The sequence below is a fragment of the Saccharothrix sabaoui genome, assembly GCF_051756985.1.
GTDB lineage: Bacteria > Actinomycetota > Actinomycetes > Mycobacteriales > Pseudonocardiaceae > Actinosynnema.
This window is the reverse complement of the sequence record NZ_JBPKJK010000074.1, coordinates 1-16,641: the sequence shown is the minus strand read 5'-3', so window position 1 is coordinate 16,641 and position 16,641 is coordinate 1. Positions and strand designations below refer to the sequence as shown.

Sequence of the window (16,641 nt, the reverse complement as noted above, 5' to 3'; positions counted from 1 at the left end):
TCCCACGATGGACAACCTCACCCGCAGAGGCTTCTTCGGCTTCTCGGCCGCGGTCGGCGGCGCGTTCCTGGTGGGCTGCGGCGGCACCGCCGCCCAGCACACCGGCAGCGCGCTCGGCGCCGACGCCCTGGCCAAGGTGCTGCCCGCGCACATCCCGGTCGAGTTCGCCAAGCCCGACCTGCCCGGCGTCAACGGCTCCTCGCCCGGCTACCTGTCGTTCCCCGACAAGCTCGTCGCGGCGGTGGGGGAGAAGCCGCTCAAGGGCGGCGAGGTCACCGCCATGACCCCCGCCTTCTGGCCCGTGCCGCCGGGCCTGGGCGAGAACTCCTACTACGACGCGGTCAACGAGCGCCTGGGCGGCGTGGTCAAGTTCGACCTGGTGCAGGGCAGCGACTACGCGGCGAAGCTGGCCGCGATGATGGCGGGCAAGAACGTGCCGGAGATGACCGTCATGCCGACGTTCACCATCCCGCCGCGCTTCAGCGAGGGCGTCGGTGAGGTGTTCCGCGACCTGACCGACTTCCTCGCCGGGGACAAGGTCGAGGACTACCCGCTGCTCGCCAACATCCCCACCGACGCCTGGAACGCGTGCGTCTACGGCGGGCGGCTCTACGGCGTGCCGTTCCCGGACAAGCCGTTCCCCGAAGCGCTGTTCTACCGCTCGGACGTGTTCGAGCAGCTCGGCGTGGAACCGCCGAAGAACGCCGACGAGTTCGTGGCGCTGTGCAAGCAGGTCAACGACCCCGGCGCCAACCGGTGGGCCGTCGGCGACGTGTTCCGCTCGATGGTCCGCATGTTCGGCGACCCGGGCGACTGGAGCCGCGACCCCTCCGGCAAGGTCGTCAACAAGATCGAGACCGAGGCGTACGCCGAGGCGGTCAAGTTCACCCAGTCGCTGTACGCCGCCGGGTACGTGCACCCCGACCTCGTCGCGGGCAGCACCACCCGCGTCAAGGAGCTGTTCGCCGGCGGGCAGATGCTCGTCTACCAGGACGGCCTGGGCGCGTGGCGCGAGGCGCTGGCCCAGCAGCGGCCCACCAACCCCGGCTTCCGCATGGACGCCTTCCCGCTGTTCGCGCACGACGGCGGCGAGCCGAGCTACCCGGTCAGCCCGCCCACCGCGATGGTCACCCTGATCCGCAAGGACGTCCCCGACGACCGGGTGCGCGAGCTGCTGCGCGTGGCGAACTTCGCCGCCGCGCCCATCGGCACCGAGGAGCACTTCCTGCTGCGCTACGGCACCGAGGGCGAGCACAGCGCCCGCGGGGCCGGCGGCGCGCCCGACCTCAACGAGCTGGGCCGCAAGGAGATCACGCTCACCTACGGCTTCCTCGCCTCGCCGCCGGACGCCATCGTGGACGCCCAGTACCCCGACTACGTCACGTCGCTGCACGGCTGGCTGGCCGACGCCCACGAGCACCAGGTCAAGCCGCTGACGTTCGGGCTGCGCATCGAGGAGCCCGCCGAGCACTCGAAGCTGCCCAAGCAGTTCGAGGACCGCACCAACGACATCCTGCGCGGGCGCACGCCGGTCTCCGAGGTCGGCAAGCTCGCCGAGGACTGGCGCAAGGCCGGCGGCGACGACCTGCGGGCCTTCTACGACAAGGCGCTCTCCGATGCCGGGCGCTGACCTGCTGGAGCGGCCCGCCCTCTCGGCGGGCCGCCCGGCCTCCCCACCCCGCCGCGCGTCCTGGGTGCGCCGGCTGCGCCGCGACTGGGCCCTGCTGGTCATGGTGGCGCCCGCCGTGCTGCTGCTGGTGGTGTTCCACTACGTGCCGCTGCTGGGCAACGCGGTCGCGTTCCAGGACTACTCGCCGTACGTGGGCATCGCGGGCAGCCAGTGGGTCGGGTTCTCGAACTTCGCGCGGATCGTCGGCGACCCCGCGTTCTGGGACGCCACCGCCAACACGCTCACGATCACCGCGTTCCAGCTCGTGTTCTTCTTCCCGGTCCCCATCGGCCTGGCCCTGCTCGTGCACAGCCTGCTGTCGCCGCGGCTGCGGATGTTCGTGCAGAGCGTCGTCTACCTGCCGCACTTCTTCTCCTGGGTGCTGGTCGTCACCCTGTTCCAGCAGGTGCTGGGCGGCGCGGGCGTGCTCAACCAGTTCCTGCGCGAGCGCGGGGCCTCCCCGGTGGACGTGATGACCGACCCGGACCTGTTCCTGGTGCTGGTCACCGCCCAGTCGGTGTGGAAGGACGCCGGGTGGGGCGCGATCGTGTTCCTCGCCGCGCTGGCCACCGTGGACACCTCGCTCTACGAGGCGGCGGCCGTGGACGGCGCGAACCGGTGGCGGCGCATGTGGCACGTGACGCTGCCCGCGCTGGTCCCGGTGATCGTGCTGCTGCTCATCCTGCGCCTGGGCGAGGCGCTCACCGTCGGCTTCGAGCAGTTCCTGCTGCAGCGCGACGCCGTGGGCGCGGCCACCGCCGAGGTCCTCGACACGTACGTGTACTTCACCGGCGTGGTGAACTCCGACTTCTCCTACGCCGCCGCGGCGGGCCTGGCGAAGGGCCTCGTCGGGCTGGCGCTGGTGCTGGCGGCCAACAAGGTCGCGCACCTGGCCGGCGAGCAGGGGGTGTACTCGCGATGACGACCGCCGTGCGCCCCGCCTGGGACGAGGCGCCCACGCGGCTCGGCCAGGCCGCCAAGGCCGTGCTGGTCGGGCTCGTGCTGCTGGCCGTGCTGTTCCCGCTGTGGGTGGTCGTGCTGACCAGCGTGTCGCCGTCGTCGGCGATCACCGAGGCCGGCGGGCTCGTGGTGGTGCCGGACGGGTTCACCCTCGGCGCCTACGCCGAGCTGCTCTCCGGCGGCACCGTCACCCGGTCGGTCCTGGTCAGCACCGGCATCACCGCGGTCGGCACGCTGTTCAGCGTGGTCGTGACGCTGCTCGCCGCCTACGGCCTGTCGCGGCCCGGGTCGTTCGCGCACCGGCCGCTGCTGTTCACGGTGCTGCTGACGTTCCTGTTCGGACCGGGCCTCATCCCCACCTACCTGCTGGTGCAGTCCCTCGGCCTGCTCGACACCTACGCGGCGCTCGTGCTGCCCGGCGCGGTGGCCGCGTTCAACCTGGTGGTGCTGCGGTCGTTCTTCATGAACATCCCGCAGGACCTGGTGGACAGCGCCCGCATCGACGGCGCGGGCGACTTCCGGGTGCTGACCCGGATCGTGCTGCCGCTGTCCAAGGGCGTCACCGCGGTGATCGCGCTGTTCTACGCGGTCGGCTACTGGAACGCGTTCTTCAACGCCTTCCTGTACCTCAACTCCACCGACAAGTGGCCGTTGCAGCTGGTGCTGCGCACCTACGTGCTCCAGGGGCAGCCCATCCCCGGCACCAGCCACGCGGACTCCACGCTGGACGGCACGGGCGGGCTCGTCGCCACCCTCGCGGTGAAGATGGCGGTGGTCGTGATCGCGATCGTGCCGGTGCTGGTCGTGTACCCGTTCGTGCAGAAGCACTTCACCAAGGGCGTGATCGTGGGGGCGGTCAAGGGATGACCGGCCTGCGTTCGACGGGTCTGCGTTCGACGGGTCTGGGCTCGGCGGGCCTGCGCTACGGCGGCGACTACAACCCCGAGCAGTGGCCGGAGGACGTCTGGCCGCGCGACGTCGAGCTGATGCGCGAGGCGGGCGTGACCACGGTGACCGTGGGCGTGTTCTCCTGGTCGCGCATCGAGCCGCGGCCGGGGGAGCGGGACTTCGGCTGGCTGGACCGGGTCCTCGACCTGCTGCACGGCGGCGGCATCGAGGTCTTCCTGGCCACGCCCACCGCGTCGCCGCCGCCGTGGCTCGGGCACCGGCACCCGGAGACGCTGCCGGTGGACTTCGACGGCCACCGGCTGTCCTACGGCTCGCGCAACCAGTTCTGCCCGTCGTCCCCCGTGTACCGGGAGCACGCGCTGGCGCTGGTCGACGACCTGGCCGCGCGGTACGGCGACCACCCGGCGCTCGCGCTGTGGCACGTCGGCAACGAGCTGGGCCAGGTATGCCACTGCGACGTGACCGCCGAGCACTTCCGCACGTGGCTGCGCGACCGGCACGGCTCGCTGGACGCGCTCAACGCGGCCTGGCACACCGCGGCCTGGAGCCAGCGCTACGGCGAGTGGGACGAGGTCGTGCCGCCGCGCCGGGCCCCCTACCTGATCAACCCGGGCCAGCGGCTCGACTTCGCCCGGTTCTGCTCCGACGCGCTGCTGGCGCACTTCACCGCCGAGCGCGACGTGCTGCGCCGGCGGACCCCGGACGTGCCGGTGACGACGAACTTCATGGGCCTGGACGCCCCGCTGGACTACTGGGCGCTGGCGCGCGAGGAGGACGTCGTCTCGCACGACTGGTACCCCGACCCGGCCGACCCGACCTCACACGTGGTCAGCGCGCTCGGGTTCGACCTGATGCGGTCGCTGAAGGGCGGGCCGTGGCTGCTCATGGAGCAGGCGGCCGGCGCGGTGAGCTGGCGGCGGCGCAACCCGCCCAAGCCCGCCGGGCAGCTCCGCGCCCAGTCGGTGCAGGCGGTGGCGCGCGGCGCGGACGCGGTGTGCTTCTTCCAGTGGCGCGCCTCCGCGGGGGGCGCGGAGAAGTTCCACTCCGGGATGGTGCCGCACGCGGGCCCGGACAGCCGGGTGTTCCGCGAGGTCGTGGCGCTGGGCGCGGACCTGAAGGCCCTCGCGCCGGTCGCCGGGACGGGTGTCGCCGCGTCGGTGGCCGTGGTGCTGGACTGGGAGAGCTGGTGGGCGGCCCGGCTGGACGGGCACCCGTCGGCCGACTTCGACGTGCTGCGGCGCGTGCGCGACTTCTACGAGCCGCTGTTCGACGCGGGCGTCGCGGTCGACTTCGCCCACCCCGCCGCCGACCTGACCCGCTACCGGCTGGTGGTCGTGCCCAACCTGTACCTGGTGCGCGACCCCGCGCCGCTGGTGTCCTACGTGGAACGCGGCGGCACGCTGGTCATGGGCTTCTTCTCCGGCGTGGTCGACGAGCACGACCGGGTGGGCCTGGGCGGCTACCCGGCCCCGTTCCGCGAGCTGCTCGGCCTGCGCGTCGAGGAGGTGGTGCCGCTGGGCCCGGACGAGGAGGTGGCGTGCGCCTCGGCGTCGCTGGGCGGGTTCACCGCCGACTTCTGGTACGACGACCTGCGCGCCGAGGGGGCCGAGGTGATCGCGTCGCTGGTGGACGGCGGTGCGCCGGTCGTGCTGCGCAACCGCTTCGGCGCGGGCGCGGCCTGGTACGTCGGCACCCGGCCGTCACCGGTCGGCACCCGCGCGCTGCTGGACCGGGTGCTGGCGGAGGCGGGCGTCGACCCGGTGCTCGCCGTGCCGCGCGGCGTCGAGGCGGTGCGCCGCGGCGAGGTGCTGTTCCTGGTCAACCACGGTGCGGCCGAGGCGCGGGTGGACGTGCCGGGGACGCACGACGACCTGCTGTCCGGCGCGACCGTGACCGGTTCGCTGACCCTGGGGAGGTTCGGTGCCTCGGCTCTGGTTCCGCGCTCCGGCTGAGCGCTGGGAGGGCGCGCTGCCGCTGGGCGGCGGCCGGTTCGGCGCGGTGTGCTGGGGCACCGGCCGGTTCGACCTCAACGACGACCGGGTGTGGCGCGGCGGCCCGGCCCGGCCGGTCGACGGCGTGGACCGGGTGCTCGCCGCGCGCCGGGCCGTGCTGGCGGGCGACCCGGAGGGTGCCGAGGAGCTGCTCCGGTCGGTCCAGGGGCCGGACACCGGCGTCTACCAGCCGCTGGGCACGCTCCGGCTGCGCGGCCTCGAACCGGGGGAGGGCTACGAGCGGTCGCTCGACCTGCGCACCGGCGTGGCGGCCGTGCGGTACTCGCCCGGGGTGCGGCAGTACGCCGTGTGCTCCGCCGAGCACCACGCGCTGGCCGTGCGCGTCGAGGGCGCGCCGCACGTGACGGCGGAGGTGGACCGGGCGCTGCCCCTCGTCCGGGTCGAGGAGCCGGGCGCGGTCGTGTTCTGCGTCGGCCTGACCGACCCGCCGCCGTGGGACGTCTTCCGCGACCGGGCCGTCGCCGACCACCGGGCGCTGTTCGACCGCGTCTCGCTCGACCTCGGCCCCGAACCGGACCTGCCCACCGACGAGTGGCCCGCCGACGACCCGGCGCTGCTCGCGCTGCTGTTCCAGTACGGCCGCCACCTGCTGATCTCGTCGTCCCGGCCCGGCACGCTGCCCGCCAACCTCCAGGGGGTCTGGAACCCGCGCACCGACCCGCCGTGGCGGTCGAACTACACGCTCAACATCAACACCCAGATGAACTACTGGGCCGCCGAGCCCACCGGCCTGCCCGAGTGCCACGAGCCGCTGTTCGACCTCGTCGACGGCCTGGCCCGGAGCGGCGCGGAGGTCGCCGGGTCGCTCTACGGCGCGGACGGGTGGTGCGCGCACCACAACACCGACCCGTGGTTCCTGGCGACCCCCGTGCAGGGCGACCCGGCGTGGGCGAACTGGCCGATGGCCGGCGTGTGGCTGTGCCTGCACCTGTGGGAGCACTTCGAGCACGGCGGCGACGTGGAGTGGCTGCGCGCCCGCGCCTGGCCGCTGATGCTGGGCGCGGCCGAGTTCTGCCGGTCGTGGGTGTTCGAGCACGAGGGCGTCCTGACGACCGCGCCGTCCACCTCGCCGGAGAACCACTACGAGAGCCCGTCCGGCAACCCGGTGGCCGTCGGCGTCGGCTCCACGATGGACCTCACCCTGGTCTGGGAGCTGTTCACCCGCCTGCGCGAGGCCGGCGAGGTGCTGGGCCTGCCGGTGGACACCACCCTGCTGGACCGCCTGCCGCCGCTGCCCGTCGGCTCGCGCGGCCGGCTCCTGGAGTGGTCCCGCGAGGCGCCCGAACCCGAGCCGCGCCACCGGCACGTCTCCCACCTGGTCGGCCTCTACCCGGGCCGCCGCATCCGGCGGGGCACCCCGGAGGCCGAGGCCGCGCGCCTGGTGCTGGAGGACCGCGGCGACGACGGCCCGGGGTGGTCGCACGCCTGGAAGGCCGCCCTGTGGGCCCGCCTGGGCGACGGCACGCGCGCCGCGTCCCTGCTCGCCGCCATGCCGCGCTGCGAGAACCTGGTCGCGGCGAACCCGTTCCAGGTCGACGGCTCCCTCGGCCTGCCCGCCGCCGTGGCCGAGATGCTGGTGCAGAGCCACACCGGCGAGGTCGAGCTGCTGCCCGCGCTGCCCGCCCCGTGGCGGCGGGGGAGCGTCACCGGCCTGCGGGCGCGCGGCGGCCTCACCGTCGACCTGCGCTGGCGGGACGGCGAACCCACGTCGGTCGCGCTCACCTCGCGCACGGCGCGGTCCGTCGTGCTGCGGCACGGGGAGCGCTCGGAGGTGGTGCGGGTGCGCCCCGGGGTGCGGCAGGCGGTGCCGTGGCTACGCTCCGGCGGATGAGCGACAACCACGTTGTGGTCATCACCACCACCGACGGCGAGGACGCGGCGGGCAGCCTGGCGCGGGCCGTCGTGGAGGCGCGCCTCGCGGCGTGCGTCCAGGTCAGCGGCCCGGTGCGGAGCGTCTACCGGTGGGACGGGGAGGTCCGGGACGACCGGGAGTGGCAGCTCTGGATCAAGACCGCCTACGACCGGGTGGACGAGCTGACCGAGTTCGTCAAGGCGCACCACCCCTACGACGTGCCCGAGGTGCTGGCCCTGCCGGTGCTGGGCGGCAACGTGGACTACCTCGCCTGGGTCACCGAGGAGACCCGCGCGTAGCGGCGTCCGCGACACACCGGCGGCCGGCCACGGCTACACGCCGAGCCGACGCCTCAGCAGCGTCGCGGTGTGCACGGGCTCCGCGTCCGTGCCGTGCCGGACCTGCGTGCGGCAGCTGAAGCCGTCGGCCACCACCGCCGTGCCGCCCGCCGCCGCCCGCACGGCCGGGAACAGCGCCAGCTCGCCCACCGCCATCGACACCTCGTGGTGGCCCCGCTCGAACCCGAAGTTGCCCGCCAACCCGCAGCAGCCCTCCAGCAGCGACGCGGTCACCCCGGCCTTGGCCAGCAGCTCCCGGTCGGCGTCCAGGCCGCCCTCCGCGTACTGGTGGCAGTGCGGCTGCACGACCGCGTCACCGCCCGGCGCGCACGGCCCCAGCAGCGGCGAGACGTGCTCGGCGAACGTGCGCACCGACGCCGCCAGCCGCGCCACGTCCGGGTCGTCGCCCGCGACCTCCAGCGCGTCGCCCCGCAGGAACGCCGTGCAGCTCGGCTCCAACCCGACCACCGGCACGCCCTCGCGCGTCCACCGCCGCAGCACCCGCGCCGTCCGCCGGACCACCCGCCGCGCCACGTCCAGCTGCCCGGTCGAGTACCAGGTCAGGCCGCAGCAGACCGCCGGGCGCGGCACCTCCACCGCCTGCCCCGCGTGGTCGAGCACCACCGCCGCGTCCAGGCCGATGCCCGGCTCGAAGTGGTTGGTGAACGTGTCCGGGAACAGCAGCACCCGCTCCCCGCCGTCCCCCGAGGGGGTGAACCTCGACTGGAACGACCGCACCGGCACCGGCAGCGGGCGCGCCGGGTCCACCCCGCCGAACCGGGCGAACCGGGCGCTCACCCGGTTCACCAGGCGCAACCGCAGCCACAGCGGCAACCACCCCATCGAGTAGTGCGCGGCCGGTCGCCGCCGCCCCCGGTAGTGGTGGTGCAGGAACTCCGCCTTGTAGGTGGCCATGTCGACGTCCACCGGGCAGTCCCGCTTGCAGCCCTTGCAGCCCAGGCACAGGTCGAGCGCCTCGCGCACCTCCGCCGAGCGCCACCCGTCGCGCACCACCTGCCCGCCGAGCATCTCGAACAGCAGCCGCGCCCGGCCGCGCGTGGAGTGCTTCTCCTCGCGCGTCACCCGGTAGCTCGGGCACATCACGCCGCCCCGGGTGTTCAGGCACTTGCCCACGCCCACGCACCGCCGCGACGCCGCGCCCAGGTCGCCGCCGTCGGCGTGCAGGGCCAGCTTCGCCCGGGTCGGGATCACCGGGGGAGCGACCAGCACCCGCAGGTCGTCGTCCAGCTTCACCGGCGCCGTGATGCGGCCCGGGTTCATCAGGTCGCGGGGGTCGAACGCCGCCTTGAACCGGCCGAACGCGGTGATCGCCGCCGGCGGGTACATCCGCGGCAGCAGCTCCGAGCGCGCCTGCCCGTCGCCGTGCTCGCCGGACAGCGACCCGCCGTGCGCCACCACCAGGTCCGCCGCGTCCTGGAGGAACGACCGGAACCCGCGCGCGAGGTCGAAGTCGACCCGCACGTGCAGGCAGCCCTCGCCGTAGTGCCCGTAGGTGACGCCCCGCCTGCCGTGCCCGGCCAGCAGCGCGTCGAACTCCCGCAGGTAGGCGCCCAGCCGCTCGGGCGGCACGGCCGCGTCCTCCCAGCCCGGCCACGCCTCGCCGCCGTCCGACATGCGCGTCGCCAGGCCCGCGCCGTCCTCCCGGACCCGCCACAGCGCGCGCTGCCGGGCCGGGTCGGTCACCACCGCCGAGTGCGGCGCGAGCGCCGCCGCCCGGTGCGCCACCGACTCCTCGACCGCCTCCACGAACAGCCAGCTCCGCCCGCGCGGCAGCAGCGCCCGCGCGTCGCCCGCGTGCCGCGCCAGCTCGGCGTTCAGGCCCTCCACCGTGAGCACGTCCAGCTCGCGCAGCTCCGGCGCCAGGTCGGCGGCGTCGTACGGCCCGTCGAAGCCGAGCACCGCCAGCACCCGCCGCGGCGGCGCCTCCACCAGCCGCACGGTCGCGCCCAGCACCGCGGCGCAGGTCCCCTCCGACCCGACCAGCGCCCGGGTCAGGTCCGGCAGCGCGTCCAGCCGGTACCCGGACACCCGCCGGTCGAGCGCCGGGAACCACGCCGGGTCCACCTCCGGCAGGTCCAGCGGCGGCGGGGTGCGCGTGTCGAACCGCCGCCCGTCGGGCAGCAGCACGTCGAGCGCCCGCACGTTGTCGCCCGTCCGCCCCCACGCGACCGAGTGCGCGCCGCACGCGTCGTTGCCGATCATCCCGCCGATCGTGCACCGCGAGCGCGTCGACGGGTCCGGCCCGAACAGCAGCCCGTGCGGCCGGGCCGCGTCGTTGAGCCGGTCCAGCACCACGCCCGGCTGCACCACCGCGACCTTCTCGTCCGGGTCCACCGACACCACCCGGTCGAGGTACCGGGAGAAGTCCAGCACCACCCCGTCGCCCGCCGAGTTGCCCGCGACCGACGTGCCCGCGCCCCGGCTCGTGATCGGCACGCCGTGCTCGGCCGCCAGCGCGACCGCCGCCAGCACGGCGTCCACCGACCGGGGCCGCACCACGACCAGCGGCACGTGGCGGTAGTTCGACGCGTCGACCGAGTACACGGCCCGGGTGGCGCGGTCGGTGAGCACGTCGCCGTCCACCGCGGCGCGGAGCAGTCCTGCGAAACCGGTCACCCGCGCAATTGTGATCCACGCCCGGCCGATGGTGGGGTACTTAGGGGTAGCCGATAGCCTCGCACCGCATCAACCAGCAGCGATGGGAGCTAGCGTGTCGAGGTCCGTACTGGTCACCGGCGGCAACCGGGGCATCGGCCTGGCGATCGCCCGGGCGTTCGCCGCGCAGGGCGACAAGGTCGCGGTGACCCACCGCGGGTCCGGCGCGCCCGAGGGCCTGCTCGGCGTCAAGTGCGACGTGACCAGCGCCGCCGAGGTGGACGCGGCGTTCACCGAGGTCGAGGCCGCGCACGGCCCCGTCGAGGTGGTCGTGGCCAACGCCGGCATCACCGACGACACCCTGCTGCTGCGGATGACCGACGAGCAGTTCGGCCGCGTCCTCGACGCCAACCTGACCGGCGCGTTCCGGGTCGCCCAGCGCGCCTCGCGCGGGATGCTGAAGAAGCGCTACGGCCGGATCGTGCTCATCTCCTCCGTGGTCGGCCTCATGGGCGGCGCGGGGCAGGTCAACTACGCGGCGAGCAAGGCCGGCCTGGTCGGCGTGGCCCGCTCCATCGCCCGCGAGCTGGGCTCCCGCAACATCACCGCGAACGTCGTCGCGCCCGGCTTCATCACCACCGACATGACCGACGCCCTGCCCGAGGAGCGCAAGAAGCAGATCCTCGCCCAGGTGCCGTCCGGCCGGTACGGCACGACCGACGAGGTCGCCGCCGCCGTCACGTTCCTGGCCTCCGACGCCGCCGCCTACATCACCGGCGCGGTGCTGCCGGTCGACGGCGGCCTCGGCATGGGTCACTGAGGACCCGGCACCGACCTTCCCCTCGGCACAACACTTTCGGAGGAACAACCCGTGACGGGACTGCTCGAAGGCAAGCGACTGCTGATCACCGGTGTGATCACCGACGCGTCGATCGCCTTCCACGTGGCCAGGGTCGCCCAGGAGCAGGGCGCCCAGGTCGTGCTCACCGGCTTCGGCCGGCTCAGCCTCGTGGAGCGGATCGCCAAGCGCCTGCCGCAGGCCGCCCCCGTGGTCGAGCTGGACGTGCAGAACCAGGAGCACCTGGACACGCTGGCCGACCGGCTCCGCGAGCACGTCGACGGCCTCGACGGCGTCGTGCACGCCATCGGCTACGCCCCGCCGTCGTGCCTGGGCGCGCCGTTCATGGACGCGCCGTGGGAGGACGTGGCCACCGCGATGCACGTCTCGGCGTACTCGTACAAGGCGCTCGCGCAGGCCACCCTGCCGCTGCTGGGCCGCGGCTCCTCGATCGTCGGCCTGGACTTCGACGCCCGCCAGGTGTGGCCCGCCTACAACTGGATGGGCGCGGCCAAGGCGGCGTTCGAGTCGATCAACCGGTACATGGCCCGCGACCTCGGCCCGCAGGGCGTCCGGGTCAACCTGGTCTCGGCCGGCCCGGTGCGCACGATGGCCGCCAAGTCCATCCCCGGCTTCGCCGACCTGGAGGCCGTGTGGGGCGAGCGCGCCCCGCTCGGCTGGGACGTGGCCGACCCCACCCCCGTCGCCCGGTCGGTGTGCGGGCTGCTGTCCGACTGGTTCCCGGCCACCACCGGCTCGATGGTGTTCGTCGACGGCGGCATGCACTTCCTGGGCATCTGACCCGTCCGGGTCGGCGTGCCGCTGGTCACGCCGACCCGGTTGTGCGCCCCGGGCGCGTCGGCGCGAGGATGTCCGGGTGAGTTACGACGCGCTGCTCTGGCTGTCCTTCGGCGGCCCGGAGGGACCCGAGGACGTCCGCCCCTTCCTGGAGAACGTGACCCGCGGTCGCGGTGTCCCGCCCGAGCGGTTGGACGAGGTGGAGCAGCACTACCAGCACTTCGGCGGCGTGTCGCCGATCAACGCGCTCAACCGCCGCGCGATCGAGGCGGTGCGCGACCTGGTGGAGCTGCCGGTCTACTTCGGCAACCGCAACTGGCACCCGATGGTCGAGGACACCCTGGCCGAGATGAGGGCCGCGGGGGTGAAGCGCGCCCTGGTGTTCCCGACCAGCGCCTACGGCGGCTACTCGGCGTGCCGCCAGTACGACGAGGACATCACGCGCGCCCGCGCCGCCGTCGAGGACGCCCCCGAACTGGTGAAGATCCGCCAGTTCTTCGACCACCCGCTGTTCGTCGAGTCCTTCGCGGACGCCGTGCGCGCCGCCGCCGCCGACTTCGACGACTACCGCCTGGTGTTCACCGCGCACTCGGTGCCGCTCTCGGCCGACAAGGCGTCCGGACCGCCCGAGGAGGGCGGCCACCGCTACTCGCGGCAGGTCGAGGAGGCGTCCCGGCTGGTCGCCGCCGCCGTGGGCGCGCCCGAGCACGACGTGGTGTGGCAGTCGCGGTCCGGCCCGCCGCAGGTGCCGTGGCTCGAACCGGACGTCGTGGACCACCTCGACACCCTGCACGCCAAGGGCGTGGCCAACGTCGTGGTGTGCCCGATCGGGTTCGTCAGCGACCACCTGGAGGTGGTCTGGGACCTCGACACCGAGGCCCGCGACCGGGCGCGCGAGCTGGGCATGGGCTTCGCCCGCGCCACGACGCCGAACGACGACCCGCGGTTCGCCCGGCTCGTCGCCGAGCTGGTCGCCGAGCACCTGGCCGACGCGCCGGTCCGCAAGCTGTCGGACTTCCCGCTCGCCGGCTGCACGGTGAACGGCGCGCCGTGCGCGGTGCTGTGCTGCGAGCCCGCGAAGCGCCCGGCGCGGGGACCCGCGACGTGAGCGTCGACTTCAGCTGGTCACCGAGGCCCGCGGACTGGCGGGACGCGCTGCGGACCGCCGTGCCGCTGTACCGGTGGGCGCCGTGGTTCGCCGCCGTGCTCGCCGTGCTCGGCGTCGTCGTCCTGGTGCTGGGCATGACGTGGGCGGGCGTGTTCGCGCTCGCCCTGGCCGCGGTCATCGCCGCGCTCGTGCCCGTGGGCACGGCGGTGAACTTCCACAACCACCCGCTCGCGGCCAAGACCGTCACCGGCACGGCGGACGCCCACTCGCTGCGCATGTCGGTCGGCGAGGCCGCCCGCAGCGAGCTGAACTGGGACGAGCTGCCGGGCTGGGCGGAGACCGGGCGCGGGTTCGTGCTGCGGACCGCGACGACCGCGATGTACGCCGTGCCGCACCGGGCGTTCGCCGGGGACGACGACGTGGCGAGGTTCCGGTCGCTGCTGGCGGAGCACGTCGGACCGGCCGCCTGACCCCCCGAACCGCGCGCGTACCCTCGGCAGGCGTGTCAAGTGCGAGTGCGACGCTGGTCGTCTGGACCTCTGCCTGGCTGCACGGCGCGGCCCCGGCGGACGACGTCCTGGACGCCCTGGGGTTCTGGGCCGGGCTGCACGAGGTGGTCGCCGACGACGACGGCACCGCCACGGCCCTCGACCTGCCGGGGCCCGACGAGGTCCCGGTGGGGCCCGCCCTGCTGCTGGCGTCGCTGAGGCGCGCCTCGGCCACCACCGCCCGGCTCGTGCTGCCCGTGCCGGGCGACGTGCGCGGCCTGGGCGGCCAGGGGCCGCTGGTCAAGTGCGCGCTGCGGGCGGGGCAGGCGGTGGTGCTGCCGGACGTCGGCGTCGGCCTGGTGCCCGCGCTGGTGGCCGACGGCGTGCTGCGGTGGACGGTGTTCGACCTGCCGTCGTCGTCGCCCGGCGAGCACGTGCCGATCGGGGAGGCCGAGCACGGCCTGGCGTCGGCGATGCGCGAGGCCGCCACGGCGCTCGTGACGCTCGACGTGGCCCGGCACCGGCCGAACGTGCGCGCCGAGATCGCCGCGCTGTCGGCGGAGCAGCAGAAGCTGTCGTGGCCGGACGGGATGCCGCCGCGCGCGCTGCGCGTGCTCCAGCGGGCGGCCGAGGTCGCCGCGATCCTGGAGGTGGCCGCGTCCGACGCGCCCGGCGGGGCCGTCTCGGCGACCGCGACGAGGGCCCGGGACGAGGCGTTGCGACCGCTGTCCGAGGCCGTGCGGCGGGCGCGGCTGGCGGCGGTGGACGAAGCGGTGCGCGTGCTTTCGGATCAGGGTGCCGGCCGCCATTGAGGCGTACGCGCTGTCGAATGGTTTCGACAATGCTTCGGTGAACGTCGAAATTGCGCAATCTTTCTTTCCCGGCGTCGAATCGAATATTCGACGCCGGGAGGGTGCTCGTACGCCGAGGACATTCCGCTGAACAGGTGACACCGGTTGCTTCCGTTTGCCTTCCGAATCGATCCGGACCGGACGCGGGCTGTGGAATCCATTTGAGACGGAAGTAGTGAAACCGCAGGTCAGCGTGCTTTGAATCGCTTCGCACGCGGGTATAGGCTGGGATTATCTCCAGGTCAACCCCTCGTCAACACCGCGTGTCATGCGTTACCGTTCGTCTGGGAGCGCTCCCAGTCACCCTTCCGGTTCTGCGTCGAATCCCGGTGCGGTGACATGGCCTGGGAGCGCTCCCAGATGGCGATTTGCTCGCAAGGAGGCGATGCATGAGTCTGCGCACGTTCGTTCGGTCCCGAAAGGTGGCCGGCGCGTTGGCGGTGACCTCGGTGGCGGCCCTGTCCGCAGCCGGGGTGGTGGCTAGCACCGCCACCGCCAACGCGGCACCCGGATGCCGGGTCTCGTATTCGATCAGCAACCAGTGGCCCGGTGGATTCGGCGCCAACCTCCAGGTCACCAACCTGGGCGACGCGATCAGCGGTGGCTGGACCCTGGAGTGGGACTTCGCCGCCGGCCAGAGCATCCAGCAGGGCTGGGGCGGCGTCTTCTCGCAGTCCGGTGCCCGCGTGTCGGTCAAGAACCCGTCGTGGAGCCCGAACCTGGGCACCGGCGCGTCGGTGGCGCCCGGCTTCAACGGCGCGTGGAACGGCTCGAACCCGGTGCCGACCTCGTTCCGCCTGAACGGGACGGTCTGCACGGGTTCGGTCGACACCACCACGACGACCACGACCACCACCACGACGACGACGAGCACGACGACCACCACGACGACCACGGGTGGCGGCAACCCCGGCACCAGGGTGGACAACCCGTACGTGGGCGCCGGCGTGTACGTCAACCCGCAGTGGTCGCGCCTGGCCGCCGCGGAGCCGGGTGGCTCGCGGATCGCGAACCAGCCGACCGGTGTGTGGCTGGACCGGATCAGCGCGATCGACGGCAACGACTCGCCGACGACCGGCTCGATGGGCCTGGCCGACCACCTCGACGAGGCGGAGCGCCAGCGCGCCGCCCGCTCGGACGGTCAGCTCGTCTTCCAGTTCGTCGTCTACAACCTGCCCGGCCGCGACTGCGCCGCGCTGGCCTCCAACGGTGAGCTGAAGGCCGACGAGATCGGCAAGTACAAGACCGACTACATCGACAAGATCGTCTCGATCGTCAGCGACGCGAAGTACTCGAAGCTGCGCATCGTCCCGGTCATCGAGATCGACTCGCTGCCGAACCTCGTCACCAACGTCTCGCCGCGGGCCACGGCCACGCCGAACTGCGACGTCATGAAGGCGAACGGCAACTACGTCGAGGGCGTCTCGTACGCCGTCGGCAAGCTCGGCGCCATCGGGAACGTCTACAACTACATCGACTCCGGCCACCACGGCTGGATCGGGTGGGGCGACACCGTTCCCGAGTACGACAACTTCTACGCCTCGGCGAAGCAGTTCGCTGCCATCCTGGGCAAGAACGGCGTCACCAAGGACAAGATCCACGGCTTCGTCACCAACACGGCGAACTACTCCGCGCTGGAGGAGCCGTACTGGACGGTCGACGACCTCGTCGGCGGTCGCCCGGTGAAGGAGAACGCCAAGTGGGTCGACTGGAACGACTTCAACGGTGAGCTGGGCTTTGCCACGGCGATGCGCGCCGAGCTGGTCAAGCAGGGCTTCGACAGCAGCATCGGCATGCTGATCGACACCTCGCGCAACGGCTGGGGCGGCCCCAACCGGCCGACCGGCAAGTCGACCGCGACCAACGCGGACGACTACGTCAACCAGTCGCGCATCGACCGCCGCCACCAGAAGGGCAACTGGTGCAACCAGGCCGGTGCCGGTCTGGGCGAGCGGCCGAAGGCCGCGCCGAAGCCGAACATCGACGCCTACGTCTGGATCAAGCCGCCGGGTGAGTCCGACGGTTCGAGCAAGGCGATCCCGAACGACGAGGGCAAGGGCTTCGACCGCATGTGCGACCCGACCTACGAGGGCAACGTGCGCAACGGCAACAACCTCTCGGGCGCCCTCGCGGACGCCCCGGTGTCGGGCCACTGGTTCTCGGCCCAGTTCCAGGAGCTCATGCGCAACGCCTACCCGGCGC

13 protein-coding genes are annotated in these 16,641 nt (G+C 73.4%); 12 read left to right on the top strand and 1 reads right to left on the bottom strand.

Translation table 11 applies throughout. The annotated features are described in order from the left end of the window. Positions 1 to 7: 7 nt before the first annotated feature. Genes ACR807_RS22790 through cutA form a run of 6 tightly spaced genes read left to right on the top strand, consistent with a single transcriptional unit; the run spans position 8 to position 7,701 of the window. Complete coding sequence (locus ACR807_RS22790) at positions 8 to 1,630, top strand: extracellular solute-binding protein (RefSeq protein WP_438923411.1); 1,623 nt, start codon at positions 8 to 10, stop codon at positions 1,628 to 1,630. Then, on the top strand, positions 1,617 to 2,591 hold the full coding sequence (locus ACR807_RS22785; RefSeq protein WP_438923410.1) for an ABC transporter permease: 975 nt from the start codon (positions 1,617 to 1,619) through the stop codon (positions 2,589 to 2,591). Before ACR807_RS22790 ends, ACR807_RS22785 begins: the two co-directional genes overlap by 14 nt. Then, positions 2,588 to 3,496, top strand: coding sequence for a carbohydrate ABC transporter permease (locus ACR807_RS22780; RefSeq protein ID WP_438923409.1), 909 nt, complete (start codon positions 2,588 to 2,590; stop codon positions 3,494 to 3,496). The genes ACR807_RS22785 and ACR807_RS22780 overlap by 4 nt, the downstream gene beginning before the upstream one ends. Then, positions 3,493 to 5,490 carry a beta-galactosidase gene (locus ACR807_RS22775; protein ID WP_438923408.1) on the top strand — a complete coding sequence of 666 codons (1,998 nt, stop codon included), beginning with the start codon at positions 3,493 to 3,495 and terminating at the stop codon, positions 5,488 to 5,490. Before ACR807_RS22780 ends, ACR807_RS22775 begins: the two co-directional genes overlap by 4 nt. Further along, positions 5,459 to 7,381 (top strand): glycosyl hydrolase family 95 catalytic domain-containing protein, encoded by a 1,923-nt coding sequence (locus ACR807_RS22770; RefSeq protein ID WP_438923407.1) that lies wholly within the window; start codon positions 5,459 to 5,461, stop codon positions 7,379 to 7,381. Before ACR807_RS22775 ends, ACR807_RS22770 begins: the two co-directional genes overlap by 32 nt. Continuing rightward, positions 7,378 to 7,701: a divalent-cation tolerance protein CutA gene (gene cutA / locus ACR807_RS22765; RefSeq protein WP_438923406.1), complete on the top strand. Its 324-nt coding sequence runs from the start codon at positions 7,378 to 7,380 to the stop codon at positions 7,699 to 7,701. Before ACR807_RS22770 ends, cutA begins: the two co-directional genes overlap by 4 nt. A gap of 33 nt (positions 7,702 to 7,734) precedes the next feature. Here cutA and ACR807_RS22760 read toward each other — a convergent pair whose 3' ends face one another. After that, positions 7,735 to 10,377, bottom strand: coding sequence for an FAD-binding and (Fe-S)-binding domain-containing protein (locus ACR807_RS22760; RefSeq protein ID WP_438923405.1), 2,643 nt, complete (start codon positions 10,375 to 10,377; stop codon positions 7,735 to 7,737). Positions 10,378 to 10,471: 94 nt separating this feature from the next. On the opposite strand from ACR807_RS22760, the gene fabG reads away from it, so the two are divergent. The 6 genes from fabG to ACR807_RS22730 form a co-directional block, all read left to right on the top strand. After that, entirely contained in the window at positions 10,472 to 11,176 is a 705-nt protein-coding gene (fabG, locus tag ACR807_RS22755) for a 3-oxoacyl-[acyl-carrier-protein] reductase (RefSeq protein WP_438923404.1), read from the top strand. Positions 11,177 to 11,227: 51 nt separating this feature from the next. Further along, on the top strand, positions 11,228 to 11,995 hold the full coding sequence (gene fabI, locus ACR807_RS22750) for an enoyl-ACP reductase FabI (RefSeq protein ID WP_438923403.1): 768 nt from the start codon (positions 11,228 to 11,230) through the stop codon (positions 11,993 to 11,995). 76 nt (positions 11,996 to 12,071) lie between these two features. Next, positions 12,072 to 13,100, top strand: a complete 1,029-nt coding sequence (locus ACR807_RS22745) for a ferrochelatase (RefSeq protein WP_438923402.1) — start codon at positions 12,072 to 12,074, stop codon at positions 13,098 to 13,100. Continuing rightward, the gene (locus ACR807_RS22740) at positions 13,097 to 13,570 is read left to right on the top strand and encodes a YcxB family protein (RefSeq protein WP_438923401.1); all 474 of its coding nucleotides are present in this window, start codon (positions 13,097 to 13,099) and stop codon (positions 13,568 to 13,570) included. The genes ACR807_RS22745 and ACR807_RS22740 overlap by 4 nt, the downstream gene beginning before the upstream one ends. Before the next feature lie 32 nt (positions 13,571 to 13,602). Next, positions 13,603 to 14,400, top strand: a complete 798-nt coding sequence (locus ACR807_RS22735) for an Rv1486c family protein (protein ID WP_438923400.1) — start codon at positions 13,603 to 13,605, stop codon at positions 14,398 to 14,400. A 428-nt stretch (positions 14,401 to 14,828) separates the two neighbouring features. After that, a partial coding sequence (locus ACR807_RS22730; protein WP_438923399.1) for a glycoside hydrolase family 6 protein occupies positions 14,829 to 16,641 on the top strand: 1,813 nt, incomplete at its 3' end.